Below are 12,996 nucleotides of genomic sequence, written 5' to 3'. Positions count from 1 at the left end.
GCCCCGGCGGCCCCCTCGCCCCGCGCCGCTCTGCGCTTCCTGCGCCGACGCCCCAACGCCCGCGACTCCGCCGCCTGTTGACGCGCCGCCTCCTCGTCGAGGCGCCGCAGCCGCTCGGCCACCATGCGCGCCCGCGCGGACGGCTCTTTCGGCGCCGAGGTACGGATGTCACGCAGACTGTCGCGCTCGAACCGCTCCCACACGTCGTCCGGTATCCGGTCAGGTATCCGGTCCGGTATCTCTTCCGGCTCCGCCACGCGCCCCCCTCTTGCCGCCCCTTGCCCCCCGGCGGATCGCCGTCGAGCGGAGGAATTTCTACGGCACCCGGCAATGGCCGCACAAGCTGTGTGATCCAAGCCACATAAGAATTCTGTGAGTTCGAGGACAACCATTCACAGGGGACACAGGTCATGCATGCGTAACAACGGCCACACCCGCGTCCCCACCGCGGAGGCCTCCACCTCCGTATCGCCACCAGGTGGTACGCCGGACTCACTGAGGTCTTCATGAAGCTTCGCCGTGTCATGGCCGCAGCGGCCGCGACCGCTGCCATAGCCCCGATCGCGCTCCTTTCGGCTCCTGCCGCCTTCGCGACCGAGGACACCACCACGTCGTCCCCGAGCGCATCGGCCCCCGAGACGGCCACGCCCAGCGAGACGGCAACCGCGACCGAGAAGCCGTCCGAGACCGCGACGCCGACCCCGTCGAACACCGAGTCGACCACCGCGACGCCGACTCCGTCGGCCACGGAGACGGGCAAGCCCACGGAGAAGCCCAGCGAGTCGGCCACGCCGACCGAGGAGCCCACCGAGGCGCCCACGGACTGCCCGGTCGACGAGGACGGCGTGGACGACGACTCGAAGCTGGAGCTCGGGCTCTCGGGCCTGCCCGGCAAGATCGTCGCGGGCAGCGGCTGGCACCAGTTCAAGCTGACCGCCTCCAACCCGAGCGACGAGGACCTCGGCGAGGTCCAGTGGCTCGCCGCCGTGGACAACTTCACGGAGAGCGAGGACGAGAAGGACTGGCTCGCCAACTACGCGCAGATCCAGTACTTCAACCCCGAGACCAAGGCCTGGGAGTCCATCGCGGACGAGGTCTCGGGCGGCCTCTACTTCGGCGCCACCGAGCTGGGCGCCAAGGAGAAGGTCGACATCAAGCTGCGTGTCAACGTCAGCGCCAAGGCCCCGGCCGGCGACGGCTACGCGCTCGGCCTCGGCGGCTACCTCGACTCCGAGCAGAACTGCGTGCACAACGCGTTCGCGTTCTACGAGTTCACGGTCCTGAAGGCCGGCAGCGACAACGAGAACCCGGGCGAGGCCGAGGAGAACGAGGGCGGTAAGACGCCCACCGGCGGCAAGGCCCCCCAGGGCGGCGCCAAGGAGATCCCGACCACCGGCAACCTCGCCGAGACCGGCTCCAGCTCCATGCTGCCGACCATCGGCCTCGTCGGCGGTGTCGCCGTCATCGCCGGTGCGGGCGCGGTCTTCGTCGTCCGCCGCAAGAAGGCCGACGCCTCCGCCTGAACACGCCGGTAACGGCTACACCTGCCGACGGCACGCCGCTCAGCGGCACCTGAAGCACGCGAAAGGACCTGCGCTCGGAGGGGGGCGCAGGTCCTTTCGCGTACGCGGCCGCGGTGGCCGCCGAACTACTTCTTGGCCGGTACGGCAGGCATCCCCAGGAAGGGAAGCCTCAGCGCGCCGAACGCGTCCGCCGGTACCGCAGGGGACTTCGGCTCGACGGCGGCGAGACGTACGTACTTCGTGCCCTGTCCGGGGCGTGTGTCCTCGGCGCCCTTGTTGGGCCAGAACGACATCGCGCGCTCGGCCTGCGCGGTGATCGTCAGGGAGGGGTTCACGCCGAGGTTCGCGGAGACCGCGGCGCCGTCGACGACCGAGATGCCGGGGTGGCCGTAGAGGCGGTGGTAGGGGTCGATGACCCCGGTGTCCGCCGAGTCGCCGATCGGGCAGCCGCCCAGGAAGTGCGCGGTCAGCGGGGTGCCCATCAGCTCGCCGATGTTCGACCCCGCGAAGCCGTTGATCTCCTTGGCGAGCAGCGTCGCGGCCTCGGTGGCCTCGGGGATCTGCGTCGGGTTGGGCGCGCCATGGCCCTGGCGCGCGGTCAGCAGGCCCTTGCCGAGGCCCTTCTCCTTGCGGTACGTGGTCAGGGAGTTGTCGAGCGTCTGCATGACCAGGCCGATGATGGTCCGCTCCGACCAGCGCCGGTTGGAGAGCGAACGGACCGTAAGCCAGGGGTGCTTGGCGACATTGCCGAGCCAGCCCGCGACGCGCGCCTTGCCGCCCTTGATGCTGTACGGCACCTGCAGGATCGTCATGCCGCCCATCGCGTTGGACTTCTTGCCGTAGCGGACCGGCTCGATGTGCGTGGTGGCGTTCGGGTGGATCGACGAGGTGATCGCGACGCCCTTGGTGAAGTCCGCCTTGTCGACGCCGTGCTGCTTGCGGTAGCGGCGGTCGGTGGTCTGCGAGCCCACCAGGGCCTCGGAGTTGGTGCGGGTCAGTGCGCCGAGCCGCCCCGATATGCGCGGGAGCAGGCCGGTGTCCTTCATGCGGTGCAGGAGCGTCTGCGTGCCGTAGGTGCCCGCCGCGACGACGACCTCGCGCGCCGTGAACGTACGCCCGTTGCCCTTGCGCTTGGCGTCGGTGGGGAGGGTGGCGACGGCGTACCCGCCGCGCGAGTCCTCGGTGACGGTGACGACGGACGTCATCGGGTGGATGACGGCGCCCGCCTTCTCCGCCAGGTAGAGGTAGTTCTCGTTGAGGGTGTTCTTCGCGCCGTGCCGGCAGCCCGTCATGCACTCGCCGCACTCGCTGCAGGCCTTGCGGGAAGGGCCCGCGCCTCCGAAGTAGGGGTCGGGAACTTCCTCGCCGGGCTTGGCCGTTGAAGTACCTGAGGCGTCCTGCTCGTCGCCGAAGAAGACGCCGACCGGCGCCATGTGGAAGCTGTCGCCCACTCCCATGGCCTGGGCGGTCGCCTTCAGGTGGACGTCGGACGGAGTCGTGGTCGGGTTGAGCCGCACCCCGAGCATGCGCTTGGCCTGCTCGTAGTAGGGGGCGAGCTCGTTCTGCCAGTCCGTGATGTCCTTCCACTGCGGGTCGTTGAAGAACGGCGCGGGGGGTACGTAGAGCGTGTTCGCGTAGTTCAGCGAACCTCCGCCGACGCCCGCCCCGGCGAGCACCATCACGTTGCCCAGCAGATGGATGCGCTGGATGCCGTAGAGGCCGAGTGCCGGTGCCCAGAGGTAGTTCTTGAGGTCCCAGGAGTTCTTCGGGAGCGACTCACGGGTGAAGCGGCGCCCCGCTTCGAGCACGCCGACGCGGTAGCCCTTCTCCGTCAGACGCAGGGCGGAGACGGAGCCGCCGAAGCCGGAACCGACGACGATGACGTCGTAGTCGTACGACGCTTCGCCGGGCCCGCAGCCCCCTCCCGCCTCACTGTCCGGCTGTTTCTGGACAGAGCTCTCCTGTGACATTGACTCTCCTCTTTGAGATCTAGCGCAGGCGCAGGGACTTCATGACCTTGAGGCTCACGCTCATGAACGCCGCGTACTTCTCGTCGTCCATGCCGAAGGACGGCGCGAGCGGCATCAGACGCTGGTGCGCGACCGTCTGCGCCTCGGTGTACTTCAGGATGCCCTCGGAGCCGTGACGGCGGCCGAGGCCCGAGTCCTTCATGCCGCCCATCGGCGACTGCACGCTGCCGTAGGCGGGCGCGAAGCCCTCGTTCACGTTGACCGTGCCGGTGCGCAGGCGGGCCGCGATCTTGCGGCCGCGGCTGCCGTCCTTCGTCCAGACCGAGGAGTTCAGGCCGTACGACGTGGAGTTGGCGAGCTCGACCGCTTCGTTCTCGTCGGTGAAGCGGTAGATGGAGACGACCGGACCGAAGGTCTCCTCGCCGCACACCGCCATCGGGGACTCGACGCCGTCCAGGATCGTCGGCTCGAAGAAGAACGGGCCGATGTCGGGCCGGGCGACGCCACCCGCGATCAGCGTCGCGCCCTTGGCGACCGCCTCGTCCACATGGCGCTTGGTGGTCTCCAACTGCCGCTCGCCGACCAGCGAGCCCATCTCCGCGCCGTACGCGAGGGAGCGGCCGAGCCGCATCGCCTTCGTCCGCGCCGCGAAGCGCTCCACGAACTCGTCCGCGATCGACTCATGGACGTACAGCCGCTCGATGGAGATGCACAGCTGCCCGGCGGACGAGAAGCAAGCACGCACGGCACCCGCCGCGGCCTTGTCGATGTCGGCGTCGTGGAGCACCAGCATGGCGTTCTTGCCGCCCAGTTCGAGCGAGACGCCGACGAGGCGGCCCGCGGCGCCCTGCGCGACCTCGCGGCCGGTGCGGGTGGAGCCGGTGAAGGAGACGTAGTCGGCGTGCTTGACGATCTCGGGCCCGACAACAGGCCCCTCACCCAGGACCACCTGGAAGACCTCGGCGGGCAGTCCGGCCTCGATGATCAGATCCCGCGCCCACAGGGCGGTCAGGCAGGTCTCCGTGTCGGGCTTCATCACCAGGGCGTTGCCCGCGACGAGCGCGGGAAGCGCGTCGCCGATGGACAGCTCGAAGGGGTAGTTCCAGGGCGCGATCTGGCCGACCACACCGCGCGGCTGCCGGTTCTCGGTGACCTTCGTGAGGGTCGGTACGACGCCGGTGTGCCGCTTGGGGTTCAGATACGCGGGGGCCTTGCGGCCGTAGTGCCGCGCTGCGACGGCGACGGCCTGCAGCTCCTCGTGCGCGTGCAGCCGTGCCTTGCCGGTCTCCAGCTGGATGAGGTCGAGGACCTCGGCCTGACGCTGCAGGACCAGGTCGTGGAAGCGGAGCAGGACCGCGGCGCGGCGGCGGACCGGGGTGCGCTCCCAGGCGACCTGGGCGACGCGGGCGCGCTCGAAGGCTGTGGCCACGTCCTCGGGGGTGGACTCGGGCAGGTCGGCCAGCTTCTCGCCGGTGAACGGCGTGTGGTTGGCGGTCCGTCCCGAACCGATCACGTCCCGGGTGAGCTGCGCGATCAGCTCGGGAGTCACCACGTCGGCGGCGGTGCGCGCGCCTTCGGGGGCGGTGGCTATCGGGTTCGTTCCGAGGGGCGCTGCGGTGGCCTGCGAGTCCGTCATGGAGGTGAGCGTAGGCCCAGGTCAGGGTTTTGGGTACCCGTCGGTAATCCACTTTCACCGGGCGGACACACGACGCCAGCGATTGCTGGCGGTAAAGCCCCTGATCAGGGGCTTAGTGGGAGTTGATCAACGGGGGACTGTGAATTCATCCGTCCCCCGTCGCCGTCAGCGGGGTCAGAGCTTGTCGATCTCCAGGTTCGCGATGGCGGTCTTGGCCACCTCGCGACCGCGCTCGGTGAAGTCGCCCTTGCCGGGGTAATCGATCCACAGGCGGTACATGTTCCCGGACTTGGTCCGGTAGTAGAAGATTTTGGCCTCGTGGGGCTGTTCGGACTCGGAGTCGGTGTACTTGACCGTGTTCTCGGCGGCTTTCCGCTCCTTGTACTTGGCGTCCTTCGTCGCTCCGTTCGGCGCGGGATCACTGGACATCCTGCTGAACGAGCTCTCGCCGCTCGCCTTGAAGTCCTCCATGTCGGCGTACGCCTGGGACGCGGGGGACCCGAGGATCTCCTCGGTGGTGTCCTTCTTCTCGGCGAGGTCGAGCGTGATGAAGATGGCGCCGCTCGGGTCCGTGTACCTGACCCAGGTCTTGTCCGTGTCGGTGTCGTCCGGCTTGCTCTCCACGTAGTGCTCCGGCGCGGAGACAGTGGCGGCGACCACCTTCGACTCGTGCTCCTTCCAGCCCTCCGCGTCCGAACCCGCGAAGGGGTTCAGGGCGACCAGCACGCCCGCCGCCACGGCCACGACGGCCACACCGGCGATGACGGCCAGCGCCTTGCGGCTGAGGAAGACACCCTTGCCTGCACCGCGGCCGTCGCCGGTGACCGTGACGACCTGCGTAGGCGCCACCTGCGGCGGCTGGACCGCCTCCTCGAGGAGGGCGCGGACCTGCGCGGCGCGCGGGCGCTGGGCGGGGTCCTTGACCAGGAGGCCGTTGATCGTCTGCGCGAGCGGGCCCGAGGCCGAAGCGGGCGCCGCCGGAGTCGCGTTCAGGACGGACTGCAGCGTCGCGGGGGTGTTGTTGCGGCGGAACGGCGAGACGCCCTCCGTCGCGGCGTAGAGCACCACGCCGAGCGACCAGAGGTCGGAGGCCGGGCCCGGGCGCTGGCCCAACACCCGCTCCGGGGCGATGAACTCGGGGGAACCGACGAAGCCGCCCGTGTCCGTCAGGTTCGTCTCGCCCTCGATCTGGGCGATGCCGAAGTCGGTGAGGACGACGCGGTCGTGCTGCCCCAGCATCACGTTGTCCGGCTTGACGTCACGGTGCAGGATCCCCGCCTGGTGGGCGGCGTCCAGGGCGCCGAGCACCTCCAGGCCGACGCGGGCGGCCTCGCGGGCGCCCAGGGTGCCTTCCTGGAGCGCGGCGCCGAGCGAGCGGCCCTGGACCAGTTCCATGACGATCCACGGTTGGCCGTCCTCCACCGCCACGTCGTGGACGTTGACCACGGCCGGGTGGTCGAGGCGGGCCGCGGCGCGCGCCTCGCGGCGCATCCGCTCGAAGGCGTTGGCGCGCTCGCGCTCGGGCAGGTGGTCGGGGATGCGGGGTTCCTTGACGGCGACCTCGCGGTCCACCGTCTCGTCCTTCGCGCGCCAGACCGTGCCCATGCCGCCGTGGCCGAGCTTGGAGAGCAGGCGGTAGCGGCCCGCGACCAGGCGGCCCGCGCCCGGATCCGGCTCGGATGGCTGATTCGGCACCACCTGGGTGGGCTGGGCGTACGGCGACGGGGGCGGCGTCGGCGCGGCGGGCTGGTGCGGCCCCACGGGCTGATGCGGCCCCGCGGAGTGATGGGCCGTCTGCTGCTGCTGCGGATGCGGCTGCTGCGGATGCGACGGCTGCGGATGCGACGGCTGCTGCTGCGGCTCCTGGGCGTACGGGTTGCCGTCCTGGCCGTACTGCCCACCACCCTGTCCCCCTTGCCCGGGTACGCCGGGCTGTGGCGGCTGGAGTCCGAAACTGGTGGGTTCGTACGGGCCGTAGGAGGCTCCCCCGTCATTACTCATGCCCACATCAGTACCTTGCCGACCGCGTCCCGTTCCACTCGGGTCACTGACTTGTGACCCGGGTGATGCACCCGGCGGAACTTCAGCGGCGTACGAACGAGTCGACGGCCGTGTCGAAGTACCGCCTGCCGTCCTTGGCCTTGCCGACCGGTGCCGAGACCCACACGTCGTACATCCGGCCGCCTTCCTCCCAGCACAGGTCGTACGTGTGCCGGTCGCCCTCCGCCTCCGTGAAGCCGTCCCAGCTGAACTGCCAGAGGGCCGCGGGCCGTCCGTTGTGCGAGGTCTCGGTGACCTCGCCGTCCCGGTAACCGGGGTTGTTCTGCGGCCCCTTGGCGTCGGAGCGGCGCTGCACGGCGAGCGGGCCGCCCGGCTCCGGGGCCGACTCCTTGATGCCGATGCGGAAGGTGCCGTCCGGGGACTTGTAGAAGGTGCGGGGTCCGTCCGGCTCGCGCGTGAAGCCCTTCGGCACGGCGAGCGTGAAGCCCCTGGGGTCCTTCGCGACGCGATAGCCGTCGGGGGCCTCGGGTGTGGAGGGCTTCGGGGTGCGGGAGCCGCTCGTGACCGTCACCGTCGGGGTCGGCGAAGGCGAGGGGCTCACCGTCTTCGTCTGCGCGGACTGCGTGGCCGGCGTCGTGGGCGTACGGCCGCCCCCGTCGCCGTCCCTGCCCAGCAGAAGCGCGGCGGACACCCCGGCCCCGGCCACCGCGGCCACCAGCGCGGCGGCGATCAGCATGGCCCTGCGCCGGCGCAGGGAAGGCCCTGCCGGGTGCGTCGGCGGACGCGTGGGCAGGTCACGGAAGGTGGGCGTGTAGCCGCCGAGCCGCCCGCCCGGCAGCGCCGCCGGCTGACCTCCGGCCCGGCCCGCCGGCGTCGACGGCATCCGCCCCGTCTCGACGTACGTCCGCAGCAGCCGCTCCGCTTCGGACACGCCGAGCCGCCGGTCCGGGTCGCGTTCGAGGAGGCCGAGGATGACGGGCAGCAGCGGCGCCGCGGCCGGCGGCGGGCGGATCTCGTCGAAGACGACGGCATGCAGCACGCCGCCGATCGAGTCCCGGCGGAAGGGCGACTCGCCGGTCAGCGCGGCGACGAGGAGCGCGCCGAGCGACCAGAGGTCGGACTCGGGCCCTGTCCGCTCGCTCGACATCCGCTCGGGCGCGGTGTATTCGGGAGAGCCCACGAACGACCCGGTCTCCGTGAGCGTCGTCGCCCCGCTGACCTGCGCGATCCCGAAGTCGGTGAGGACGACGCGCCCGGTGGCCTCTTCAATGAGCACGTTCGCGGGCTTGATGTCGCGGTGCAGGACCCCGGCGGCGTGCGCGACGCGCAGCGCGCCAAGGAGGGCGATGCCCATCCGGGCGACCTCCCGCGCGCTCATCGGACCCGACCGCGAGATCCGCCCGGCAAGCGAACCGCCCTCGATCAACTCCATGACGATGTACGGGTGGTCGCTCTGCACGACCACATCGTGGACGACGATGATGTGCGGGTGTCGGAGCTGCGCCGCCGCCCGCGCCTCGCGCAGGGTGCGTTCGCTCTGCTGCATCGCGTCGGAATCGGAGAGCGTGTCGTCGAGCACGAGTTCCTTGACGGCGACCCGGCGGCCGAGGAACTGATCCGTGGCCTGCCAGACCACGCCCATGCCACCCCTGCCGAGCCGCACATCCAGGCGGTAACGGCCAGCTATGACCCGGGCGTTGTCCCCCACGCTCCCCATGCGGCCATCATGCCCCACACGTGTGCGAACGGACCCTCGGGACCTGGGAGGCGGACTGGTTCAGGCCGCTTGTCCCAGCCACCCCGGCTGCGGCCGACCGCATTCAGCCCTCCCGCCAGCCTCGGAGCATCGCGTCGAACTGCCGGCGCGCCGTGCTCCAGTCGGCGGCGGGGGACGACATGTAAATCACGTACTCGACGCCGTCACGGCTGAGATAGGTCTGTTCGATGGCGCGGCGCGGGCCCGCTGTCGTGTCGTTCGCGCCCGCCGTCCAGCTGAACTCCCAGAGTGCGCCAGGCCGGTCGCGGAAGGTGTTCTGGTCCAGCTGAAGCCGCTTGTAGGCGGGCAGCTTGGGGCTCAGGTTCTTCTCCAGGTCCAGCTGGTGCGTGTAGGGGCTCTCGAACGTCGAGTTGCGGTCTATGCCGATGCGTACGAAGTGCCGTCCGTGGTCGGGGGTGTAGTCGATCTGGTTGCCGTCGGCCTCGCGCTCCCATCCCTTGGGCAGCATGAGGCTGAAGCCCTCGGCGTCGTGCACCCGATGCCAGCCCTGGGGGATGCCGCCGACGGTCTTGCCCGGGTTGCCGTCGCCCGACTGCTGCGTACCGCCGTCGTCCCCGTCCGCGAAGTACAGGTAGCCGGCGGTCCCGCCGCCGAACAGCACGACCGCGGCGAACGCCGCGACGATCGCGGGCCACTTGCGGCGCTTCGGGGAGTGGTGCGGGGGCTGGTGCGAGGGCTGGTGGGCGCCTTGGACGACGGTGCCGGAGTTGTGGGGTGCGGGGTTGGGGCCTGTGCCGTTTCCGTATCCGTATCCGTTTCCGTGGACGACGGTGCCGGGCTCTACGGGGTGCTGCCCGTACTGCGGTGCGTGCTGGTCCGACGGAGCTTGCGGCTGCGGCTGCGGTTGCGGTTGCGGCTGCTGGGACGTGGCGTGGATCTGCGTCGGCACGTACGCCTGCGCCGCGCTCGGCCGTCGGCCCTCCGCCGCCTCGGCGAGCATCAGCTCGGCGACCTCCGCGGTCGGCCGGGTGTCCGGGTCCTTGCGGAGGAGCGCGCTGATGACAGGGGCGAGCACCCCCGCGTACTCGGGCGGCGCGGGCTCCTCCGTGACCACGGCCTGCATGGTTCCCAGCGGTGACGTGCGCCGGAACGGGGAGTTCCCCTCGACCGCCGTGTACAGCGTGGCGCCGAGCGCCCACAGGTCGGACGCGGGCCCGGGGTTGGCGCCGCTGACCCGCTCGGGCGCGAGGTAGTCGACGGAGCCGACGACCTCGCCGGTCCGCGTGATCGTCGAGTCGCCCTCGATCGCGGCGATCCCGAAGTCGGTGAGCAGGATGCGCCGGTCGTTCGACAGGAGTACGTTGCCGGGCTTGACGTCGCGGTGCAGGACCCCGGCGGCGTGCGCGGCGCGCAGGGCCTTCAGGGTCCACAGGCCGATGCGGGCGGCCTCGACGGGCTCGATGCGGCCCTGCTCCTTGACGGCGTCCGCGAGCGAACGGCCCTCGACCAGCTCCATCACGATCCAGGGCCGGTCGTCGTACTCGAGGACGTCGTGGACGGTGACGACCGCGGGGTGGTTGATCCGGGCCGCGGCCCGCGCCTCCGCGTGCGTACGCGCGAAGAGGACCGCGCGGTCGGCCTCCTGCACGAACTGTGCGGCCGTCAGCTCCTTGACGGCGACGACGCGGTGCAGCACCTCGTCATGTGCGCGCCACACCCGTCCCATGCCACCGCGGCCGATGGACTCTCCGAGCCGGTAGCGGCCCGCGAGGAGCAGGCCCTGCATCTGATTCACGATCCCCCGCAATGGTTCTGACATGGCCCAGATTAGGGAGCCGGTGGACTTCGGGGAACCTCCGGGGGTGCTCGGAGACCTCACTGTGACGCTTGACGCAGCGATACCGAGCCGCCCGCGCGGCCGACAGGCACCGCGAAAAGCCGGTCAGGATCCGTCAAAGTCCGTCCGCGAAGGGACACATGATGGCTTTCGGGGACGGGAAACGGCTCAATCGGTGACCTGGTAGGTCGCCGAGGCCTGCTCATAGAAGCGGTCCACTTCGTCCCGCTCGGCCTCAGGTCCGCGGATCTGCACCACGTGGTACTTCCCGCCGACGATCATCGCGAGATTGCGTACGAAGACTTCGCCGCCGTCCGCGCCCTGCCAGGTGAACTGCCCCTCGCCCATGACCCGTCCGCCCACATCGATCCTGCGCATCCCGGAGGATTCCGCCCAGGTCGAGTCGCGGAACGGCTGTAGCTCGCGCTCGTGCTCGCGCTGGTACTTCATGGGGTCGCTGCCGTACTCGTCCGTGCCGTCCCGCCCCGGCACGACGATCAGCTCGAAGTCGCCGCGCGTGTAAAGGACCTGCCCCCGACCGTTCTTGGGCTGCCGGTCCCAGCCGCTTGCGACGGCGACCCGGAAGCCCTCGGCGTCCTTGCGGAGCGTGAAGCCCTTCGGCAGCTCGGGCCCGCTGGTCTGCGGCTGCTGGGAGTCGGGGCTCTTCTCAGGTTTGTCACTGGGTTTGCCGCTGGGCTTGTCGGACTTGCCGTCCTCGCTGGGCCGGGCGCTGGAGCTGCTGCCGGGGTCGGGCGCCTGGCTGGTGCCGGGGTCCCCGACGGAGCCTGCACGCTCGCTGCCCTCGTTCTCCCCCGACTTGGGCATGAAGGCCACGGCGTACGCGACCGCCGCGACCAGCCCGACCAGAATGAGGATGAGCAGGATGCGCCCCAGGGAACGCGGTTGCCCCGTCCCGCTCCGTTTGGGTGCGCGTGCGCGTGGAGGTGCGGGTGCGCGTGGAGATGCGGGTGCGGACGCGGACGCGGTGGGTGTCGGCCGGGCTTCCCGTCCCCGCTTGGGCTGCTTGTGCTTGTGGCGCCCGTTCTGCCGGGAGTTCGGCATGGGGGCGGTGGCGGCGGGCGCGGGGGCGCGCCGCTTCTTGCGCCGTACGAGATCACCGCGACGGCGTACGACAGGCAGTCGCCTGGCGTCGAACGGCGGCGCGGGCACGACGTTCGCACCGGCCTCCGGCTCGGGTGCCGAGCGGACCAGCGACCGCAGCCAGCCGTTCAGCTCCTCGAAGTCGAGCCGCTCGGTCGGATCCTGACGCAGCAACGACTCGACGACGGGCCGGAGCGGACCGCACTCCTCCGCGAAGGCGGGCGGCTCGGCGCACACCATCTGGACGAGCTCGAAGGTGCTCTCCTCCGGGTAGGGCGCGTGGCCCTGCACGGCGCGGAACAGCAAGGCGCCCAGCGCCCAGAGGTCGGTGGCGGGCCCGATGGGCGGGGCGAGCTGCCAGTTCTCGTGCACGGGCCCGGCCTGCTCGGGCGCCCACCGCTCGGTGACACCGCCGACGACGGTCATCCGTGCGTGCCGGGCCCGCTCCGCGGCAAGAGCGGTGGCGGGCCCACGCCGGGCCCCGCTCCGTTCGGCGACGAGGGCGTCCCAGTAGCTGTGGCCGGATGCGGAGGGGGATGCGGAGGAGGCGGGGGAAGGGGATGCGGAAGGGGCGGGAGCGGGGGCAGGAGTGGTGTGGCCGGGAGTCGTGTGGCTCAGCGCGGAGCCCGGCGCATCGTGACGTGACGCGGGGCCGGGCCCACCGTGGCCCGACGCTCCGGCCGGGCCACGACCGGACGCGGGACCCGGACCATGACCGGACGCGGGACCCGGAGCACCGTAGCCAGGCAGCCCAGAACCCCGTCCTCCGCGACCGGACGCGGGGCCCAGCTCACCCCGGCCCGCCTCATAGCCCTGCCCCTCGAAACCCTGCCCCTCGAAGCGCTGCCCCTCAAAGTCCGCCCCGTCGAAGCCCTGCCCATCAAACCCACGCCCGGCCCGGCCGGTCCCGCCCTCTTCAGGTCGCGTGCCACCCAGCTCCGCAGCCCCGCCCCGGTCCGCATCCCCACCGGCGAACCCCCCGGCAGGCCCCTCGACGTCCCTGACGCCCCCAACACCCGTCCCCGCACCAGAACTCGACGCCCCCGCGCCCCCACCCCTCGGCACAGCCCCGTGCCACTGCTTCGTACCCCCGACGCCATACGGATCCAGGATCTGCCCGGCAGCCCCTGCAGCCCCTGCAGCCCCGGCCTCACCACCGCTCCCGCTGCCCCCGGCCCCCGCCGCGTCGCGGCCATCGCCGAGCCCCAGGC

7 protein-coding genes and 2 pseudogenes are annotated in these 12,996 nt (G+C 71.2%); 2 read left to right on the top strand and 7 right to left on the bottom strand.

Features of this window, described 5'->3' with window-relative positions:
* Positions 1-257, bottom strand: a pseudogene (locus ABD378_RS27810) (hypothetical protein); the annotation flags it as partial.
* Positions 258-506: 249 nt separating this feature from the next.
* Between ABD378_RS27810 and ABD378_RS27805 the strand changes: the two are divergent.
* A complete protein-coding gene (locus ABD378_RS27805) occupies positions 507-1,523 on the top strand; it encodes an LAETG motif-containing sortase-dependent surface protein (RefSeq protein ID WP_344524986.1) in 1,017 nt (338 codons plus the stop codon).
* A 125-nt stretch (positions 1,524-1,648) separates the two neighbouring features.
* On the opposite strand, the gene ABD378_RS27800 is transcribed toward ABD378_RS27805, so the two are convergent.
* The 6 genes from ABD378_RS27800 to ABD378_RS44240 form a co-directional block, all read right to left on the bottom strand.
* Positions 1,649-3,493, bottom strand: a complete 1,845-nt coding sequence (locus ABD378_RS27800) for a GMC oxidoreductase (protein ID WP_344524984.1) — start codon at positions 3,491-3,493, stop codon at positions 1,649-1,651.
* A 19-nt stretch (positions 3,494-3,512) separates the two neighbouring features.
* On the bottom strand, positions 3,513-5,129 hold the full coding sequence (locus ABD378_RS27795) for a succinic semialdehyde dehydrogenase (protein WP_344524982.1): 1,617 nt from the start codon (positions 5,127-5,129) through the stop codon (positions 3,513-3,515).
* A gap of 174 nt (positions 5,130-5,303) precedes the next feature.
* Positions 5,304-7,130, bottom strand: a complete 1,827-nt coding sequence (locus tag ABD378_RS27790) for a serine/threonine-protein kinase (protein WP_344524980.1) — start codon at positions 7,128-7,130, stop codon at positions 5,304-5,306.
* An 82-nt stretch (positions 7,131-7,212) separates the two neighbouring features.
* Positions 7,213-8,847 carry a serine/threonine-protein kinase gene (locus ABD378_RS27785; protein ID WP_344524978.1) on the bottom strand — a complete coding sequence of 545 codons (1,635 nt, stop codon included), beginning with the start codon at positions 8,845-8,847 and terminating at the stop codon, positions 7,213-7,215.
* A gap of 103 nt (positions 8,848-8,950) precedes the next feature.
* Complete coding sequence (locus tag ABD378_RS27780) at positions 8,951-10,633, bottom strand: serine/threonine-protein kinase (protein ID WP_344524988.1); 1,683 nt, start codon at positions 10,631-10,633, stop codon at positions 8,951-8,953.
* 219 nt (positions 10,634-10,852) lie between these two features.
* A complete protein-coding gene (locus ABD378_RS44240; RefSeq protein WP_425583867.1) occupies positions 10,853-12,211 on the bottom strand; it encodes a serine/threonine-protein kinase in 1,359 nt (452 codons plus the stop codon).
* A 285-nt stretch (positions 12,212-12,496) separates the two neighbouring features.
* On the opposite strand from ABD378_RS44240, the pseudogene ABD378_RS44235 reads away from it, so the two are divergent.
* A pseudogene (locus ABD378_RS44235) lies at positions 12,497-12,996 on the top strand (hypothetical protein); the annotation flags it as partial.

Source organism: Streptomyces rectiviolaceus (assembly GCF_039533825.1).
Taxonomy (GTDB): Bacteria; Actinomycetota; Actinomycetes; order Streptomycetales; family Streptomycetaceae; genus Streptomyces; species Streptomyces rectiviolaceus.
This window is presented reverse-complemented; position numbering and strand designations above follow the sequence as displayed.